Origin of the sequence: Botrimarina mediterranea (assembly GCF_007753265.1) — a bacterium.
Taxonomy (GTDB): Bacteria; Planctomycetota; Planctomycetia; order Pirellulales; family Lacipirellulaceae; genus Botrimarina; species Botrimarina mediterranea.
The window spans coordinates 5,301,366-5,321,068 of the sequence record NZ_CP036349.1 but is presented as its reverse complement, the minus strand read 5'-3'; the positions used below and the strand labels follow the sequence as shown (position 1 = coordinate 5,321,068).

The window sequence follows — 19,703 nt, the reverse complement described above, 5'->3', positions numbered from 1 at the left end:
GCCCGAGGGTCGGGGCTGAGGATCTGAGGGGCTAAGGGGCTAAGGGGCTGCGCTGCCAGCCGCTTTCGCATGCAGCGCTTTCCCTCAGCCCCTCGACCCCTAACCCCTCGCGTCAGCGCAGACAGCCGGCCGAGAGCCCGCGAAGGGGCCCCCGGCCGGACTGGTCGGATCGTCCTTGACCTCGCGCGACGCCTCCGCGCCGCGTGGATCAATCTGGCCGTTTGGATCGGTCCGTCGTTCGGACCTTCCGCGATCAGGCCTTCTTCGCGGTCGTCGGCTTCTTGGCGGCCTTCTTCTTGGTCGACTTCTTAGCGGCCTTCTTCTTCGGTGCGGCGGCCTTCTTGGTGGCGGCCTTCTTCTTGGTCGACTTCTTGGCGGCCTTCTTCTTCGGCGCGGCGGCCTTCTTGGTGGCGGCCTTCTTCTTGGTCGACTTCTTGGCGGCCTTCTTCGGCGCGGCCTTCTTGGCGACCTTCTTCTTCGCGGTCTTCTTAGGAGCAGCCATCGTAATTGAACTCCATCCCTGGCGGCGCCCAGTGGGTACTACGCCGCGCCCTCCGGGCGCGCTCTCATGTAAATGAGGGTGCGGCGTCTTCCATGTTGTCGGCGGACGACGTGAATTGCTTCACAGCCGTAGACCGCCAGGTTTGCGCGCATTCAATCAATTGACCTTGCTAGCCGTCAAGATGAATTGCAGCAATTCTACCACAGCGGGCAAGGCTAGCGACGGAAGGAGAGGCTAGAGTTTAGAGGACAGAGGCGAGGGAAAGCGCGCGGCTCGCCGCTTAGCGTGTGGCCCATTCAATGAGAGTTTGCGTCTCTTCAACAAACCCGCGCGGCGCGGCGCCGAGGGGGCTCTTGAAGAACGCCGCCAACGCGCCGATCGCGCCCTTCTCTTGGCGCCGTAGCGCGAGGTCCATCAGTCGTACGAGGTCGATCACCAGCGGCGCGGCGAGGGCCGAGTCGCAGCCCTGCCACGTGAACTGCAGAGTCATCGGAACCCCTAGAAATCCGCGGAAATGCACGTGGTCCCACGCCGTCTTCCAGTCGCCAAGGCTATCGATCGACTCGATCGAAACGTGGCTCTGCGGCGCCTCGCCGAGCAGTGAAGCGAGCAGCTGTTCCTTGCTCTGGACCTTCGCCTTCTTGTGGTCGAGGTCGGCCAACACGGCGCCGTCGCGATTGCCTAAGAGGTTATGCCCGACCCAACTATCGACGTGCAGATGACGCGCTGCGAACATCGGCGCGAGGGTCGACTTGAGGAGCGTCTCGCCCGTCTTTCCATCCGCGCCGCAGTGGGGCAAACCGGCGCGAAAAAATATTTTCTCGATTGCCTGACAATTCGCTCCGCGGGACGGCGTGAAGTTCACCAAGGCCGCGCCCGCCTCGACCGCGCCGAGCGCGTAGAGCGAACTCGCGCGCAGCGGGCAGCGCGCCGCGTCATCGCCTAACGGGCTGTCGCTCAAAGGATCGTCCAGCAGCGCGTCGAGCGCCTCGATCTCGGTCGGCAGTGACGCCTCATCAACGGGCGGCTCGGTCGAGGCGACGAGCACCATCACCACACGTTTCAAGTCATGCGCAGCGCGGAACGCGCGCAGGTCGGTGGCTACTTTTTGGACAGCCTCGCGCGGCGTCGCGCACGCGGCGACGTGCTCGGCGTCGGCGAACGTCTCGATAGCCCTGCCGCTCCGCACGAGCACACCCGGACGGATGCTAGCATCGACCGCCGCCAATTCGTCCGCGTAGCGCTCCGCCGCACCGACGGGAATAACGCGGCCTTTTTCCAGCTCCCGGGCCGATTCGACGAGCGTCCCGCCGCGGACCTCATGCCCGCCCAAGACAATCTGATCCCACGCCGGCAGATCGACGCCCGCCAGGGCAGCGGTCTCGGTCACCAAGCCATAAGCCGGCGCGTCGCCCCGCCGCAACGCCGCCAGGCCGACGGCGACCGTCGTCGCCACGCCCCCCCGGGCGCCAATGAGCCACACGCCCGTCTTCCCGTCCGCCATCGATTTCCCTTTTTCAATTTAGCCGCAGATGAACGCAGATGGACGCGGATGTCGTCCCGCCGGAGGCCAATATAGATCAGGTGAGCGGCAGGCCATTCAGATGGATAAGGCAAATAGAAGGAGGTCGGCGTCTCGATCACCCATCCGCTTCTATCTGCGTTCATCCGCGGCTTCCTTCCCCGCCGCTACCGACGAACCGGCCGTGGAACTAAAGTGTCGGGTTTCCGACCTTCCGCGCCGAGCCAGCCGTAGACAGGCCCTCTGACGCTCCCAGACGCCCTCCTATCGCCCCCGCTGCCAGGCCCCTCCCATGTTCGAGTCGATCGAAGCCGCCCCTGTTGACCCCATCCTCGGCCTCACCGACGCCTTCAAGGCCGAGACGCGGCCCGGGAAGATCAACCTCGGCGTCGGCGTCTATCAGGACGAGCACGGCGTCACGCCGGTCCTGCCGTCGGTCATCGAGGCGACGCGGCGTGTCACCGCCAGCGAGAAGACCAAGTCCTACCTCCCGATCCCCGGCGCCCCCGAGTACGGCGCCGCGGTGCAGCTGCTGATGCTCGGCAACGGGCACGAGGTCCTGGTCTCGAACCGGGCGAGCACCTCCCACACTCCCGGCGGCACCGGCGCGCTGCGGGTCGTCGGCGATTTCCTCAAGCAGAACTTCCCCGGCGCCACGATCTGGATGACCGACCCGACCTGGGCCAACCATCCGGCCATCTTCGCCGCGGCGGGCGTAAAGACCGGGACGCTTCCCTACTTCGACGCGGCGACCAACGGCTTGGCGTTCGAAGCCTTCCTCGACGCGCTGAAGAAGCTCCCCGCCGGCGACGCGGTGCTGCTGCACGGCTGTTGCCACAACCCGACGGGCATCGACCCCACGATCGAGCAGTGGCGTCAGATCGCCGCGGTGCTGGCCGAGCGGAAGGTGCTGCCGGTGCTCGACTTCGCCTACCAAGGCTTCGGCGACGGCGTCGAAGAGGACGCCGCCGGCCTGCGCGAGTTCTGCACGCCCGGCGCCGAGCTGATCATCTGCAGTTCGTTCTCGAAGAATTTCGGTCTGTACCGCGAGCGTGTCGGCGCCGTGACGTTCGTCTCGCAGGACGCCGAGCGCCGCGCGATCGTGCAGAGCCAGGTGAATCGGGTCATCCGCACGATCTATTCGAACCCGCCCGCCCACGGCGCCGCCTTGGTGACGACGATCCTAGCCGACGCCGACCTTAAGAAGCAGTGGCTGGGCGAACTAGAGCACATGCGCAACCGCATCAACGGCATGCGGACGCTGCTCGTCGAGAAGCTCGTGGAGCATGGCGCGAAGGCCGACTACTCGTTCATCCAACAGCAGCGCGGCATGTTCTCGTTCAGCGGCCTGTCGAAAGAACAAGTCGCCAAGCTCCGCGAACACGACGCGATCTACCTGGTCGGCTCCGGCCGCATCAACGTCGCGGGCATCACGCCGACGAATGTCGACGCGCTAGCGAAGGCGATCGTGTCGGTGCTCTAAGAGTAGCGTAAGCGCGCTGCATCCCCCTCCCTTCCAGGGAGGCAAATTTTCCGGAGAAGCAGGGGGGGAGGGTTAAACGTCTCCCCCTGCGAACGGATTGTTTACCGATCCTTTCTTCGATGCGCTCTTGCTAAGAGCGTGGCAACGCACTGTTGAATCGAAACCCTCCCCAAAAAAGGGAGGGGAATAAGTAGCCACCGTCTCTTCAAGTTCAAGGAACCGGACGCTAACGCGTGCCGGCTGATCCCGACGGCGTGCGTTATCAGTCGCGGGGCCTTAGCCCCCGGTTTGCCTCGGCATAGCTTTCACCACATCGCAGGCGGCTCACTTCGGCGCCGGCATCCAGAACGCGCCCGTCGGCCAGAAGTAGATTTCCTCAACGGGTTGCAGGGACATGACCGTTGCGGTCGGGCGGTTGTCGTCGGAGACACCCCCTGCACCGGGTTTACCGACCCGCGCCTGGCGTTTGACGGGCGCCGCCAAGGCACCGCCGCCGCACCACAGCGCCGGTATCCCGATCGGTGCAATCTGCTTTACGATCTCGCCTCGATACTCTTCAGCAAGCGGCAAATCGAATCCGTCCGGCTTCCAGCCGAACGGCTCGCCCGTGTACGGGTCGCGAATCTCTTCACGGCCCAAGTAGGACCCGACGAGCGGTTCCAGGCTCTCGGGATACTCGTCGTGTTCGAGGTGATAAGCAATCAGCGCAAGCCGCACGCGCTCGGCGCGGCGCCAAGCGACGCCGGCCATCCAACGTCGCAACGCGTCGGAGAGCACGTGTTGGTTGTTGAACACCTGACTCACGAGTCGACTTGTCCGCGCGCTGGCGATCGTCGTTAGGTCCCCGAAGTAGTAGGCGCCATGCTGGGGCACGTCGGGCGCCAGAACGCCGACGAGTTGAGCGTCGTCGATGGAATAGCGCTGAAGCCAGTTCAGGGCGGGCTTGTTCGACGTCAGGGCGCGCATCCCTTCGCCGAGATACGCCGCGTCGTACGCGGCCAGCAGGTCGAGCGCCTGCAGCGCCCGTTCGCGCTCGAAGTCGAGCGACTCGTTGGCGAGGTAAGCGAGCCACTGATCGACCCGAGGTCTCGGATCGGTGCCTTGAAGAAACTGCGGGCTCGCTTCGCCGTTGATGATCGCCTGCGCCTGATAGCGATCGTTCATCAAGTGCCCGATCGGCCCCACCGACATCGCCTCGGCTTCACGTAGCCCACGGATCGCTTTGCCGATACGCTCGGGAGTTTGGCCTTCTTCGTTCGCCCAATCGACAAACTCGTCGGCCAGGTAAACAGAGAAAGACCCCTCATGTAGCAGGCCCAGGTTCTCTCCCCCCTGTATCGAAACTCGCCGGCAAGCAAGGAGCCGCTCGAGCCGGCCGTCGAGGTCGATGGGTTCCTCGGCGTCGGTCGAATCCATCAGTGCAATCTTCTGCAAGTCGCCGCCGTGCCCCGACATCAAGCGGCATCGGACCCGGCTTAGACGCAGGAACGCGTCGAGGGCGTCGCCATCCAGTCTTCCGTGAGCGGGCCGGATAACGGTTCTAAGGCCAAAGTCGAAAGCCGGCTCCTCATCACCCTCATCTTCAACCTCGTCGAAAGCGACTTCCTCAGCTTCCAGCCGAGCATAGGCGTCCGCTACCTCCTTGCCTTTCCGCATCTCCTCCTGCGTTTGGCTCACAAGCTCGTCAAACCTCACACCGCTCCTTACGTGCCAAGAGCCGACTTGAGGGGGTACGCTCTCAACCCGGACCTCCGGGTGCATGAGAACTAGGCCACTGGTCGCGATGAGCGGCGTCGGCCTGTTGACTTGCGCGAGCCGTTCCGCCGGCACGATGGGGAGCAAGCAGGCGGCTGGCGCCAATAGCGCCGCGACCGGCGCCGCCCAGCGCCACCAGCCGCGGCGGTCGAACATCCAGTCGCTGACGCGCAGCCAAGCCGCGAGCAGCGCTCCGATGGCGAGCGGCAGGAGAAATGCCAGTGGCGGCAACTCCCACGCCAGGACCACACTGGACCAACCCAAGACCACAATTGAAGCGACGAGCGCCAGCATCGCGGCGATGACGTCGCTCCGCAGGGCGAGCGAGAAGAACTGCCCGTAGGCGTACGCCGTCAGCACCGCCGTAGCGGCGACGATGGCAAGTTGCTTGCCATCGATGAGTCCTTGCACGACTCGTAGAAAATCGACGCCGGCCGTAGTTGAGTACTGGTAGACAAAGTCGATCCTGCCCGGGACGCCGACCATGAACAACCAAACGCCAAGGAACACGGCGACCAGCAAGGCGGTGAACAGCCCAAGGATCGCCAAGCCGACGAGGTTCCGCGCCAGCCACAGCATACGCGGCCGGCCGGCGTGCTCGGCGAGGAAACGGTAGGCGTCGCGACGTTGGTCGGCGCGGAAGACCACCGCCCCCAGCAGCGCCGGCGCGAAGAGGAGCCCGACGCCGGAGAAGAACCGCCACGTGCGGTTGGCCTCGAGAAGCCCTTCCGGAATGAGGACGGATATGAACGTCAAGAACAACCCCAGCAGCATCGCCACAACGCCCGTCGCCCAAGACTGTCGCAGCGTCTGCCAGAAGTACCGCCCGAAGAGCCCCCATCCGAGCGAAGGCAGCCAATGTCGCCGGCGACTTGGCCCCTCAACATCCGCGGCGACGACCGCCCGGCGTCTCCGCAGCGGCGCCGGCCAACCCGACACGAGCCAACCGGCGACAAGCATTCCAACTCCCGCCAGCGCCAATCGCGCCGGCGCCGCAGCGTCGAGGCCAGCGGGCGTAAATCCCCGCACACTGGGGATGGTGGCGAAGATCCCCAGCTGGAGGCTCACTGAACCAAGCGCAATGCCAAGCACCGCTGCGACGAGTGGATTCGGGCAGGCGAGCGACGCCACGAGGCTCCACACGAACGCTTCCAGCAGAAAGAGCGACACCCGCGGCGCCATATTCACTGGTATCTGCTGCGAGTCGGCAATGTCACCACCGATCACGAAGGCAAGTAGCAACAGCGCGAGCGTGCAGAGCGGGATGATGACGGAGGCTGAACCGATCTTACCAATCGTCATCGCCAAAACATTGCGCGGCAGCCGCTCAAGGAGTTCCGCCGTCCCTTCTTCCTTCTCGACCGAGAAGAGCGTGGCGGCCGCCGCGACGGCGAGCATCATCCCGGCGCCAACGGCGATCACCGACAAGGGGTCGGCCGGATCGACACTACGGGGCGTGAACCACCATACGAGCAGCATCAACCCCATCGCGAGCACTGAGACGCCGGCCGCCAACACGCTCAATCGTCGGCACTCCTTCCAGAAGAAGCGCTTCGCGAGCCGCAGAGTGTTGGGGGCGCCGAGGGCGGTGGCGGTGGGCATCGTCGCCTCGCGGAATGCTTGGAAATGGTTGAGCGTGGAGCGACAATTGTGGGAGGCGTCTGGAGACGCCTCCCACAGACAAGATTAGTGGTTCAGCTAACGGGTAGCGGTTTGCGCTCGGCGGACTCTCCCGGCGCGGATGGCCCGTTCGATTGCAGGTACGCGACGAACAACTCTTCCAGCGACGGCGTCCGGGTGTCGACGGCGACGATCGCCTCGCTTTCGGCGAGCGACGACAGCGAGTCGTGATCGGCGACGCCGCGCAAGAGGACCTGCCATTGCTTGCCGCGGCGGCGGCTGAGGAGCACTTCTCCGGGCAGCTCGGGGAGGACGCCGCTGCTGCCGTGCATGGTGATCGTCGCTTCGACCGACGTGCGTTTGAGTTCGTCGAGCCGCTCGCACGCCAAGACTTGTCCCGCGCGCAAGATCGCGACGCGGTCGGCGACGCGCTCGACCTCTCCAATGAGGTGGCTGCACAGCAGCACGGTGCGGCCCTCGGCGGCGATATCGACCATGCTTTCGAGGAACTCGCGCCGCACTAAGGTGTCGAGTCCCGAAGTCGGTTCGTCGAGCACCAGCAGCTCGGGCTGATGCCCCATCGCCAGGGCCAGCGCGACCTTCGCGCGCATGCCTTTGGACATGTGCTTGATCTTCCGCTTCAGCGGCACGCGGTAGAAGTCGAGCAGGTTGCGGTAATGCTGCTCGAAGCCGTCGGCGTAGAAGCCCGCGGTGAACCAGCCGATCTCGGCGGCCGTCATCCACTCGTACAGCGTGGGCCGTTCGGGGACGTAGCCGATGCGCTGGCGGATGGCGTCGCCCTCCTTTCGGCTCGACAAGCCGAGCACCGTCAGCCGGCCGGCGTCGGGCGTTTCGAGCCCCAACAGCATCCGCACGAGCGTCGTCTTGCCGGCGCCGTTCTCACCGAGGAGTGCAAAGACGCTGCTCCGCGGCACGTTGAGCGACACGTCATCGACGGCCGTGTGGCGGCCGAAACGTTTGGTGACCCCTTCGATCTGGATCGCGGCGTTCACTGAAAGTCTCCGACGGGGTTCAGCGATGAAAGGGGTTATTGAGGAGGGGCGATCTTGTCGAGTTCACCGAGGACAAGGTCACGGGCCTCGTGGGGCGGCAGGCCCGCGTCGAGCGTTTCACGCAGCATGCTGCGGACACGTTCACGCAGCAACGACCGTCGCTGCGACTGGCAAGCGCGACGCGCGCCGGCGCAGACGACCAAGCCGATGCCCGGCGCCGGTTCGACGACGCCCTGCGTCTGCAGCTCGCGGTACGCGCGGGCGACGGTGTTCGGGTTGACGGCGATTTCTTTGGCGAGCTCGCGGACGCTCGGCACGAGGTCCCCGGTCGTCAGCACGCCGTCGGCGACCGCGAACGCCACCTGCCGGGCGATCTGGTCGTAGACGGGGACGCCGTTCGACGCGTTGACCTGGACGAACACGTCAGGAGTCGCCGGGGATGAGAAGGCCTGTGAACTAGTGTGCTACCACGGTAGTACACCAAAGCCTGAGGCGATGTCAAGCGAATCGCGCCACGATTATCTAACGAAAGAAAGGCGAGCCGGGAGCGTCAGCGACCGGAGGGAAGCGAGTACCCGGCGTCCCTCCGGTCGCTGACGCTCCCGGCTCGCCCTTGTCTCGCTTCAGGGTCTCAATCGCTCGGCTGCAAGAACCGGACGCTAAGGCGTGCCGGCTGATTCTTACCGGCGGCGCGACATCAGCCGCGGGGCCTTAGCCCCCGGTTCACCCTTCGCAACTCTCGCGCGCCAAAGGGCCCTAGGAGCCCCAAAAAGGGCCCCTGCGGCCCGCCTTGGAGTGTCCGGGTGTCCACCTGCGGCGAGGGGCAGAAACGCCGGGAAGGGGCCTCTACGGCCTCCTGCGGCGATGCGGCGGTTTTGCCCTTGTTTTACAGGGGTTTGAGCCTCGTAGGGTCCGCTGTGCGTCCGTGGTTAGCGGCTAGAAGCCAGAGGGTGTCTTCAGAGTGAGAGGGCGCACCTTACGCCCAACTAAGGTCCGCACAGCGGACCCTACTAACAGGACGCCAACTAGAAGCGTTGTCGCCGGCTCTGGCACGCTCACCGCGACTGCCGATAGGTGGTCACGCCACAATGTGTAATCGGCCGCATCGACGACGCCATCGCCGTTGCCGTCGGCGGATCGATCAGGGCCCGTCGCGCCATAGCTTTGCGACCAGAGATCGTAGTCGAGCGGATCGACGTTGCCGCTGTCGTCGAAGTCTCCTGGCAACGCGAAATCGAACGTCACCTCGGCCGCACCGTACGTGATGAGCGGAACTCCCGTCGTGTCGTCGCCCAGATAGACGCGGTAGGACGCCCAATGCCGCTGCGTCGTGAAGTCGGTGACGGCGTAGTAGTTGTGCGACATTCGCCCGCTCCACTTCCACCGCGTTGAGGACTGTGCCGTGCCCAGGATGGGGGCGAAGCCGTGCGCATCGATCGGCGCTTGATAGACTTCCAGCCCGGGTGAAGAGGCAAGCGTCTCGACCCAGATCGCCGATCCGCTGGGAAGATTGATGAAGCCGCCCGCGTTCCACCCGTATTGGGCGTTGTAGCCTTTGCCGTTAAGCATCGAGTACGGCGCGGCCGGGTCGAACTCATCCCCCTCCAGCAACGGCCTGAGCCGCGGGGTCACGACCGACTCATCGATCTGAACCACGAGCGAGCCCGCTTGGAAGAAGACATCGGCGTGCTTCATCGCGCTGGTTGTGCCGGGCGACCCGCCCCCAAGCTGGGGCGTAACCAAGGCCGCCCCGGCCGAAGCCGGGGCGACCAGAAGAACGATCCATCTTGCGTTACGCACGGCGACCTCCAATGCGAAGCGTCGCGCTAGTCAGAGCGATCATGCCCAGAGCGATCGTTGTTGGCTCGGGCACAGGCGTCGCCAGGAAGGTCCAGGTTGTCGTCGCCGATCCATAGAGGGGCGCGCCCATCGTGTCGGTAGGTTCAACGCCGGTCAGCTCGTCCGCTAGGTAAACCCGGTACGAGGCCTCGTACCGGGAGAGCGTGGGGTTGGCGACCGCATAGACGTTGTGCGTCATCATCCCGTTCCACCGCAGCGGCTCGCCATTCTCAAAGATCGGGGCGTAGGTCGGTTGGTCCACCATCGACTCGCGGCTGCGGTCGTAGGCTTTCAGCCCGGGCGTCGCGGAGGTCTGTTCGACGAAGACGGCTAGGCTCGAAGGCGGCGCCCAGATCGAGGCTGGTGTCCAGGCGTACTGGAAGTTGTAGGCCTTTCCTTCGAGCACCGACCACGGAGCCGATGGGTCAAAGGAATCGCCTTCATCGAGCGGTCGCAGCACGGGCGTGGGGACCGTCTCGTCGAGGTGGATCGAAAGCGACGAGCCATCGAAGTCGATGTCGGCGTGCTTCATGCCCGCCTGCATCATCGTGACCTGGGCCCCGCCCATTTGAGGTTGGACGATCGCCCCTTGCGTGGCGGTCGCGAGCGCAAGTGCGAATAGGGTCAGCGTGTATTTCATCGTTAGCCATTGGTTGTTAAGGAAAAAAACGGAGCCTCCATTCAGCCCTGTGGTATTGATCTGGGGCCAAGTGACGGCGTCGCGTTAGAGTTGATGAGCCGATCGACTACGGCTTCCCGGCGGCGCCGGGATTCCAACGGTCGATCTCATCGGCAAGGTCGAAGGTCGACTCGAACTCAGCGGTAGTGACATGACCGTCGACCCATAGGTAATTGCTCACGCCGGCGTGCCGACGAGGTGCGATTTCGGGTTCGCCCCCGGTGAGCCAGAAATGAGCCATCAGGTGGTCCTGTGCGCCATCAACCTCGGCGAAGAGCACCGTCCGACTCGTGGACGGAACGTTCTTCAGCCGCTTGTAAGTCGGTCCTTTCTCGTTCCACGGGAGGCCCAGCGCGGACTGGGTCTCGTAGGCTTCCAGTTCGAACCAGACGTTCTTGCCGTAACTCCACGCCGGATACCCAACGCGGATGTCCTCGGGGCAGCGGTAGACGCTGTCGACGAGGCCCGCGGGGTAGCTCTCGCGTTCGGGGTTGAAAGTTGGGTCGAGCGTCGCCGCAAGCGACCATGCCCACGGCGCTTCGCCGACGGCGTTGGCCGAGTGCGAACTGCGTGGGAATTGGCCGTCATGGATGTCGAGGTGCAGATGCACAGCGACCCCCAGCTCACGGAGCTGGTGGAGGCATTGTGATCGCCGCGCCGCGCCTCGGGCCGCCTGCACTGCTGGAAGCAGCAAGGCGATCAGGATCCCGATGACAGCGACGACAACCAGCAACTCGACCAGCGTGAAGCCGACCCGGCCGTCCTGCTTGCGCAGCATGGAGAGTCCTCCAGCGGGAGGAAGGTTGAGATAAAATCACTAGCCGCTTGCGGCTTGGCGATGTACGAACTAGCTCACACCAGCCATCGAGGCGGTGGGGCGTCCGGCTCCAGAGTCCACGAGCGCCAGAGCGGCGCGGGAGCGTCGGCGACGTACTCGGTCGCCTCGCAGGTCACCAGTTGCGGGCCGCCAAGAATCGGCGCCTCGCCAAACAGCATCATCACGTCGGCAATGCCTTGGCACGCCATCGCCTTGAGAATCGCCACCCCCGGCGCTGGCCGCTCACGCACCGGCGCCGCTTGCGGCTTAGTGGCACAACAGCTCTTCGCCTTACGGCAACAAGGCGGCAGATGCGAGTCGTCAGCCGCCTCATCGACCGGTATCTGCACAACGAACCGCAGGCCGCCGCGCCACTGGCTCACATCGAGCCCGGCGTGCTGGGCGACGTCGAGCGCGAACTCCGGCGGACGCACCCCCTCACGGCGGGCCCAGTCGAGCCGCTGGGCCATCGTGTGGCAGCAGCACGCGCTCCAGCAGTGTTCCGCCGTCCCGCAGCCACAGGGGCACGATTCGCAGGGGAAACGCTGGTCTTCGGCAACCGCCGGCCGCGTGTACACCGACAACCACGCTAGCGGCAACGGCGCGCCGCTCGCCACGACCACCGTGTAGGCGGCGAGCAGAGCGGCGATGACGCGGCGGGAACGCATAGGGGGAAGAGCATAGCCCAACCCCCGGACGGTTCCCACCGCGACGAATCGCCACGCGCGTCTAGTTAGCCCCCGGTCAATGACCGGGGGCTAACTGCGGAACTCGGCATCCATCGGAGAGATTCGCTCATTGCTCCCCGTTGTGCGGCCTAAACGACGCGATCACCTCCGCTTGCACGTTCGGCGGCGCCGCTTCGTCGTGGCTGTAGTCCATTGTGAAGGCGCCGGCGCCGGCGGTGAGGCTCTTGAGCCGCGTCGCGTACTCGCGCAGCTCGCCCAGCGGGGCGTGAGCGCGGACCATGCAGGCGTGGTCCGAGACGGCCGAGTCGTTGACCCGGCCGCGGTGCGTCGAGAGGTCGCTGGTGATGTCGCCTAAGTAACGGCTCGGCGCCGTGACCTCGACCTCGACGAACGGCTCCAACAGCGCGGGCGCCGCCTTCCGCACCGCTTCGACGAACGCCTTGCGGCCCGCGGTGATGAAGGCGATCTCTTTGCTGTCGACGTCGTGGTGCTTGCCGTCATAGACCTCGACGCGCACGCCGATCATCGGGTAGCCCGCGACGACGCCCTCGTCGAGCGCTTGGCGGACCCCCTTTTCGATCGCCGGCATGAACTGTTTGGGGATCGAGCCGCCCACCGTTGAGTTCACGAACTCAAAGCCCGTGGGGTGGTCCACCGGCAGCGGCGTGACCCGCAAGTAAACCTCGCCGAACTGCCCCGCGCCGCCCGTCTGCTTCTTGTGGCGGCAGTGGCCCTCGGCGTGCGAGGTGATCGTCTCCTTGTAAGCCACCTTCGGCGGGGCCGTCAGCAGCTCGATGCCGTAGTGCGACTGGAGCTTTTCGAGCACCACCCGCAGGTGCAACTCGCCGAGCCCGCGCAGCACCGTCTCGCCCGTCGCGGCGATACGCTCCATGACGAAGCACGGGTCTTCTTCTTGGAGCTTCGCCATGGCCGCGGAGAACCTCGACTCGTCGGCGTGGCTCTTTAGTTCGACGGCGAGGCCGTACATCGGTTTGGGCAGCGGCAATGGCACGAGGTGCGGCGGGTCCTCGGGCGTCGCGCCGTCGTGCAGCACGGCGTCGAAGTGGACGTCGTCGATCTTAGCGATGGCGCCGATCTCGCCGGGCCCGATCGCGTCGACTTCCCAGTGCTCCTTGCCCTGCAGACGCATCGGCCGCCCGATGCGGTGTGGCTTACGGTCGGCGTTGACGTACAGTTCGGTCCTAGCGCGGACGGTTCCCTGATGGACGCGGAACACGCACAGCTTGCCGAGGTGCGGGTCGGTCGTGACGCGGAAGACGTGGGCAAGCACCGGCTTGTCGGCGTCGAACTCGGTGGTGAAGGACTCCTCGCCACGCACGAACGGCCGCGGGTTCCCCTCCAGCGGGCTGGGGAGCAGCGACGCGGTGAAGTGCAGCAGCTTGTCGATCCCCGCGCCGGTCTTCGCCGACGCGAAGACGATCGGCACGAGCTGCCCGTCGCGCAGCGCCTTCTCGAACGCGTCGTGCACCGCCGCGGGATCGAGCCCCTCGGCGCCGACTTCGAGATAACGCTCCATTAACGCCTCATCGACGACGATCACTTGCTCGACGATATCGACATGCGCGGCCTCGGCAGAGCCGAAGGCAGTCGCATCGTGCGCGTCGGTCTCAAACACGTCGATGACATCCGAGCAATCGGGTCCCGGCAGATTGATCGGCACGCAGATCGCGCCGAAGGCGTCGCGCAGCTGCGCGACCAAGACCTCGAGATCGACTTCGGGAACGTCGATCTTGTTAATGAGGATCGCGCGCGGCAGGTTGCGCTCGGTGGCGACGCGCATCAGCCGGCGCGTCTCACTCTCGATCCCCTTGGTCGCGTCGATGACGACGACGACCGACTCCACCGCAGGGAAGCAACCGATCGAATGGCCGACAAAGTCCGAGAGGCCCGGGGTGTCGATCACGCAGACGTGGTGCCCCTCGTGGTCGAAGTGGATAACGCTGGGTTGCAACGAGTGGTGATGGTGGTGTTCCTCGGCCGTGTAGTCCGAGACCGTGTTCTCGTGCTCGATGTCGCCGAGTCGCGTCGTCACGCCGGCGTGGTAGAGGAGTCGTTCACAGAGGGAAGTTTTGCCCGCCCCCGAGTGCCCGCACAAAAGGAAGGTGCGGATCGACTCGGGGGCGGGCAACTGGTCGCCGTTGGGAACGTTCATCGCAGAGACCTCCGTCTAGACAGGAAGAGTGGTCGCCAAGGGCGACGCGGCTCGACCGATGCGGAGGAGTGATGGATGTGGGCGCTCTTTCGCAGCGATCGAGCCGACCGCCCACCTAGGTGGATGATAGCTGACTTGTAACAGGGAATGAAACAGCTACGCCCCGGCGAAAGCAGGAGCGTGGCGATTGGTCGCAGGGCGACGGCGTGGAACGCGTCTGCCCGGGGCTTTCCGAGGGCTACCGCCCTCGGCTGAGGCGCCTCCGGGTGGTTGACCAAGCGCGGTGCGTCTGAGCCGCCGGCGGTAGCCCTCGGAGGAGTACCGATCCCCGCCCGCTATCACCAACGACATCGCTGTCGGATCGGCGCTGGCGGGTCGGCATGGTCTCGAACGTCGCGATCGCCGTACAATCGCGGGGTCCCCCTCGGCATTGCCCACACCGCCCAAGCTCTATGCCTCGCCGACCCGCCCCCGAGCCCGCCGCCCCGCGCCGTCGCCGCTGGCTCGTGATCGCCGTTGTGGGGCTCGTGTTGGCGACGCTCGCTGGCCCAACGCTGCTCAGCTTCACGCCGATCCCGCTCTCGTTCATCGCGGGCGCCCTCCCAGCCGAAGCCGGCAGGCTCGGCGCACGCTCGGCGAGTCTGTCTTGGATGGGCCCCGTCGCCGTCGGCGGCATTGAGCTCCGCGACCCGCAAGGCAACGTCATCTTCGCCGCTGACCGCGTCGAACTCGCCGGCGGCCTGCTCGGCCTTACGGGGGGCAAGTCGGCGCCGCTCAACGTCCGCGTCGAGAACCCGCGCGTCGATCTCGCCATCGGACCGAGCGGCACGAACTTCGACACGGTGATTCAGTCGCTGCAGAAGAACGACCCCGACGACGACGCCGACCCCAACGACCAATCGCCGAGCGTGCAACGGCCGCTCAACATCCATGTCATCGGCGCCGCCGCGCGGATCACCGACGTGACCACCCGCGCGCAGTGGGTCGTCGATGACGTGAACCTCAACCTCGTTGATCCCGCGCGCGGCATCGACGCGATCGAGCTGACCGCCGCGGGCAAGCTGTCGGCCGTCACCGCGCCCGGCGCCGCCGCGCCGCCGCGCGGCGAGTTCAGCGTGCGGCTCGGCGAAGCGGCCGAGGGGGGCCGGCTGGCGCGCGTGCAAGTGAAGGGCGTTCCGCTGTCGCTCGTCGATCCGTTCCTCCAACGCGCCGACCCTACGGCCGCCATCACCGGCTGGATCAGCCTCGACGGCGACGCCGCTTGGCAGCCTAAGCCCGGCGCGCTGGCCAGCAGCACCCGACCCGCCGACGTGGTGCGAGCGCTGACCAGCGGCAACGTCCGCTCGGCCGGAGCGCTACAACTCCGCGACGTCGAGTTCCGCGGCGCCGCGACCCAGGGGGGCCCCGTGCGGCTGGCGACGGTCGATGGCCCGTGGCGCCTCGCCGCGGCGGGTGAGGCCATCGCCATCCAACAGCTCGACCTGACTAGCGAAGTCGGCAACGTCGCGGTGATTGGCGCGGTGACGCCGGATGAAGCCGACCGGTGGGCCACTGGCGTCGCCATGGCGCCGCGCGACCTGCGGCTGGCGAGCCGCATTGACCTCGAGCGCCTGGCCGCGGTCGCGCCGCAGCTGGTGCGTTTGCAGCAAGACGCCCGCGTCGACAAGGGACGGGTCGACTTCACCGCGACTTGCAAGAACGGCAACGTCTCGGCGCAGCTGGCGACGGGCGAACTCGCGGGCGTCGCCGGCGGCAGGCGTGTCGAGTGGCGCGAACCGCTCGACGTGCGTATCACCGCCCAGCAAGAAGTCCCCACCGCCGGCCTCGCCGGCTGGGCGCTCCAGTCGTTCAAGGCGGCGTCCACGTTCTTCAAGGCCGAGGCGTCCGGCGACGCCACTCGGCTCGAAGGCGAAGCGACCTTCGACCTCGACCGCCTCGCCGATGAGATCGCGCCGCTAGTCGACCTCGGCGACACGCGGCTCGCCGGCGCGGGCGAAGCGAACTTCGCCATCGATCGCAACGAAGCGACACGGCGCTGGCGGCTCACGGGCCACGGCGCCGTCAAGGACCTGTTCGTTGGCACGCAAGCAGCGCCGCTCGCTCAAGAGCCGTCGCTCGACGTCACGGCTGAACTCGTCGGCTCGCTCGACAGGCTCACCGCGCCCCCGGTGGGCGCCATCGATCTCACCGCCGGTGATGACGTCTTGGTAGTCACCCTCCCGGACAGCGCCGGCGCCGCGGCGCAGCCGTTCAAGGTGCGCCTGACCGGAGACGCCGCGCGCTGGCTCCGCCGTGCGGCGGTCGCGTCGCCGCAGATTCCTTTGCCCGAGTCGATCGACCTAGCCGGCGCCGTTGAGTTCACCGCGACCGGCAAAACCGGCGCGCTCGGCGGGGTGCTCGATCAGTTCACGCTGTCGACAAAAGACCTCGGCCTCGACACGGCGAGCCTTAGTGGCCCGCGCTTCCGATTCCAGAACGAACGCTTCGAAGCGAAAGGCTCCGCCGTCTGGGACAATCGTTCTCGTGAGATCCGAGTTCCCTTGGGGCAATTGATCAGCAGCGTCGCCTCGGCAGAGGTTACCGAGGTGCTGATCGCGTTAGACAACCCCGCGGCGTCCCGCGGCGTGGCGGAGTTCAAAGTCGACCTCACACGGCTCGACGCCTGGATGCCGCCGCGCGAGGGGCCGGCCCGCTACGCGGCTAGCGGCCTCATCGGCGGTAAGGCCAATCTCCGTGGCGTCCCCGAAGGCTTGCAGGTGGTCGTCAATGCGAGGGGCCAGCGTTTGACGCTCGTCGATCGCAACCCACCAGCGACCAGCGGCAACGCCGCCGCAGGCCCGAAGCAGGTCTGGGCCGAGCCGCAGATGAAGATCGACGCCGACGTGATGGTCACGCCGCTCGCCGCCCAGGGCGCGCAGCCGGCCAGCTACGCCGTCGATGTCCGCGACGCGCGCGTGCAAGCGCAGTCGCTGAGCGGTTCATTCGGCGGTCGCATCGCTGACCTCGTCGCGATGCGCGGCGTCGAGATGGGGGGCGGCATCGACTACGACCTCGAGAAGCTCACGCCGATGCTCTGGCCCTACGTCGGCGACGGCGTGCGACTCGTCGGGCGCGACCGGGTGACGTTCCGCGTCACGACCGACGAATCCGCCCCGGCCGGCGCCGCGCCGATTTCAAAACTCAAAGCCCGCTTCGAAGCGCCGTGGCAGAGCGCCGACCTGTACGGCCTGCCGGTCGGTGGCGGTCGCCTCGGCGCGACGCTCCAGCGCGGCCTCGTGCAGGTCGATCCGCTCGATGTGGCGGTTGGTGAAGGCCGCCTTACCGCGACCGCCGCTTTGACGCTCGACCCGCCCCCGGAAACGCTCGCGCTGAAGCCGGGCCCGCTGGTGACGAACGTCGCGGTGTCGCAGCAGGTGAGCGATCGCCTCCTCAAGTACATCGCCCCGGTGATGGCCGACGCGACGCGTAGCGAGGGCAAGTTCTCGATGTCGCTGAGCGACTTCGCGATGCCCCTCTCGCAACCGACCACCGGCCCGCCGAAGGGCCGTGCGGCGGGCGTGCTCACGATCCATCAAGTGCGGGTGCTACCGAGCCCGGCGGTCGCCGAATGGCTCACCATGGCCAGGCAGATCGCCAAGATGGCGAAGGAGGGCGTCGCCGCGGCGCCACAAACGAGCGACTCGCCGCTGGTGACGATCGACAACAGCCAGATCGAGTTTCAGATGGTCGATGGCCGCGTTTACCACCGCGGCTTGCAGTTCGCCGTTGGCGACGCGCTGGTGCAGTCGTCCGGCTCGGTGGGCGTAGACGAGACGCTCGACCTCGTGATCGCGATCCCGATCCTCGACGAGTGGGTCGATCGCCGCCCGACGTACCTCGGCCGCATGCGTGGGCAAGCGATCCGCATCCCAGTACAGGGCACCCTCAGCCGCCCCAAGATCAACCGCGACGCCCTCACGCAGCTCTCGAGCCAACTGCTCGAAAGCGCCGCCGCCGGCGCGATCGAAGGCGGCCTCAACAAGCTCTTGGAGAAGTTGAAGTCACGGTGATTAAAACAGCCGCAGATAACGCCGATGATAATTATTGTGGGAGGCGTCTCCAGACGCCGATTACGCGCACCATGCCGTTTCGGCTGAGACGCCTCCTACAAAATCGGTGGCTTATCGGCGCCATCTGCGGCTACTTCCTTCTCCCCAGCGTCGCCCTCGGCGCGTGGCCCGCGCCGCGGACGATCGACGAAGACCGCCTCGCCGATGCTGGCCTGCGAATCATTGATGCCGAGCACGCGACGCTCGTCACCGACTTCGCCTCGTCGCCCGAGGTGGAAGTGCTGCCGCAGTTGATCGACCTCGCGCTGCCGCATTGGCAGCGGCGCTTTCGGGTGAAAGACAAGAAGGTCGAAGATTGGCGTTTGCGGGTCTACCTCATCAAGGACGAAGCCAAGTTCCGCGCGCTGGGGCTGTGGCCCAATCAGAGTCAGGAGTTCCTGCACGGCCTGTCGCTCGGCTACGAGGTCTGGCTCCGCCAGCAGCCGACCGATTACTACCAGCGGCACCTGTTGCTGCACGAAGCGACGCACAGCTTCATGTCGACGCTGCTCGGTTCGTGCGGGCCGGGTTGGTACATGGAGGGGATGGCGGAACTGTGCGGCACGCACGCCTGGGACCCGCGATCACGTGAGTTGCGGCTGGGGGTGATGCCCAAGTCGCGCGAAGCGGCGCCGCACTGGGGCCGCGTCGCGCTGATTCGCAAGGCGATCGACGAAGGCAGGGCGCTCTCGATCGACGCGGTGATGAAGATCGACAACCGCGTCGTGCTGCCGAGCGAGTCGTACGCTTGGGTCTGGGCGCTCTCGGCGTTTCTCGACCGCCACCCCGCCTACCGCGACCGTTTCCGCCAAGCGCCCGGGTGGGTGCTGAGCGAGAACTTCAACCGCCGCTTCCGAGCGATGTATGCCCGCGACCGTACGCAACTCGACCAAGAGTGGCGGCTGTTCATTGAATCGCTCGACTACGGCCACGACCTTGCCCGCGAAGCCATCGACTTCAATCCCGGCCAACCCCCAGCCGCAGGCGGCAGCCAGCGGCTCACGATTCAATCCAACCGCGGCTGGCAGTCCACCGGCGTCGCAGTAACCGCAGGCCAACCCGTCCGCATCAGCGCCAAAGGCCGTTACATCATTGCACACGACCCCAGCGGCGCCCCGTGGCCCTGCGAGCCGAACGGCGTCACGCTCGACTACCACGCCGGTCGCCCTCTGGGCGAACTGCTAGCGACCGTCGATGCGGGCGACGGCGCCTTCACCGACTGGCGCCCCATCGGCCTCGCCGCCGACTACACCCCCCCCGCAACCGGCACGCTCTACCTCCGAGTGAACGACGCGCCGAACGCCCTGGCGGACAACGAGGGGTCGCTGGAGGTGAGGGTTAAGGCCGCCAAGCAGAATGACCAATGACCAAATCCCAATGACCAATAAAAGAGGGATCAGGGGCTAGGGGACAGGGACCGGGGAATCGTTCGTGCGGTAGCACGTCATTGGTCATTGGGATTTGGTCATTGGTAATTCCGCCCGAGGCGGCTGGGCGCTCGACAACCGCCCCCCCATCGCCGA

General features: G+C 66.2%; 13 protein-coding genes. 3 read left to right on the top strand and 10 right to left on the bottom strand.

Going from position 1 to position 19,703, the window contains the following annotated elements:
• Positions 1–253: 253 nt before the first annotated feature.
• Positions 254–502, bottom strand: coding sequence for a hypothetical protein (locus Spa11_RS20425; RefSeq protein ID WP_197529548.1), 249 nt, complete (start codon positions 500–502; stop codon positions 254–256).
• Positions 503–782: 280 nt separating this feature from the next.
• Positions 783–2,006: an inositol-3-phosphate synthase gene (locus Spa11_RS20420; protein WP_197529547.1), complete on the bottom strand. Its 1,224-nt coding sequence runs from the start codon at positions 2,004–2,006 to the stop codon at positions 783–785.
• Between the two features lie 310 nt (positions 2,007–2,316).
• On the opposite strand from Spa11_RS20420, the gene Spa11_RS20415 reads away from it, so the two are divergent.
• Positions 2,317–3,507: an amino acid aminotransferase gene (locus Spa11_RS20415; protein WP_145116248.1), complete on the top strand. Its 1,191-nt coding sequence runs from the start codon at positions 2,317–2,319 to the stop codon at positions 3,505–3,507.
• Between the two features lie 324 nt (positions 3,508–3,831).
• Here the strand turns inward: Spa11_RS20415 and Spa11_RS20410 are convergent, their stop codons facing one another.
• The 8 genes from Spa11_RS20410 to fusA all read right to left on the bottom strand — a co-directional run bounded on the left by Spa11_RS20410 (position 3,832) and on the right by fusA (position 14,092).
• Entirely contained in the window at positions 3,832–6,864 is a 3,033-nt protein-coding gene (locus Spa11_RS20410; RefSeq protein ID WP_145116246.1) for a hypothetical protein, read from the bottom strand.
• 92 nt (positions 6,865–6,956) lie between these two features.
• A complete protein-coding gene (locus Spa11_RS20405; RefSeq protein WP_197529546.1) occupies positions 6,957–7,895 on the bottom strand; it encodes an ABC transporter ATP-binding protein in 939 nt (312 codons plus the stop codon).
• A gap of 35 nt (positions 7,896–7,930) precedes the next feature.
• Positions 7,931–8,317 carry a GntR family transcriptional regulator gene (locus tag Spa11_RS20400; RefSeq protein WP_145116240.1) on the bottom strand — a complete coding sequence of 129 codons (387 nt, stop codon included), beginning with the start codon at positions 8,315–8,317 and terminating at the stop codon, positions 7,931–7,933.
• Positions 8,318–8,831: 514 nt separating this feature from the next.
• Positions 8,832–9,695 (bottom strand): hypothetical protein, encoded by an 864-nt coding sequence (locus tag Spa11_RS20395; RefSeq protein ID WP_145116237.1) that lies wholly within the window; start codon positions 9,693–9,695, stop codon positions 8,832–8,834.
• Positions 9,688–10,374, bottom strand: a complete 687-nt coding sequence (locus tag Spa11_RS20390; RefSeq protein ID WP_145116234.1) for a hypothetical protein — start codon at positions 10,372–10,374, stop codon at positions 9,688–9,690. Before Spa11_RS20390 ends, Spa11_RS20395 begins: the two co-directional genes overlap by 8 nt.
• A gap of 106 nt (positions 10,375–10,480) precedes the next feature.
• Positions 10,481–11,191 (bottom strand): DUF1559 family PulG-like putative transporter, encoded by a 711-nt coding sequence (locus Spa11_RS23665; RefSeq protein ID WP_145116232.1) that lies wholly within the window; start codon positions 11,189–11,191, stop codon positions 10,481–10,483.
• Between the two features lie 74 nt (positions 11,192–11,265).
• Complete coding sequence (locus Spa11_RS20380; protein WP_145116230.1) at positions 11,266–11,898, bottom strand: hypothetical protein; 633 nt, start codon at positions 11,896–11,898, stop codon at positions 11,266–11,268.
• A 127-nt stretch (positions 11,899–12,025) separates the two neighbouring features.
• On the bottom strand, positions 12,026–14,092 hold the full coding sequence (gene fusA, locus Spa11_RS20375; RefSeq protein WP_145116228.1) for an elongation factor G: 2,067 nt from the start codon (positions 14,090–14,092) through the stop codon (positions 12,026–12,028).
• A 452-nt stretch (positions 14,093–14,544) separates the two neighbouring features.
• Between fusA and Spa11_RS20370 the strand changes: the two genes are divergently transcribed.
• Entirely contained in the window at positions 14,545–18,141 is a 3,597-nt protein-coding gene (locus Spa11_RS20370) for a hypothetical protein (protein WP_145116226.1), read from the top strand.
• Positions 18,142–18,212: 71 nt separating this feature from the next.
• On the top strand, positions 18,213–19,547 hold the full coding sequence (locus tag Spa11_RS20365) for a hypothetical protein (protein ID WP_145116224.1): 1,335 nt from the start codon (positions 18,213–18,215) through the stop codon (positions 19,545–19,547).
• Positions 19,548–19,703: the final 156 nt, after the last annotated feature.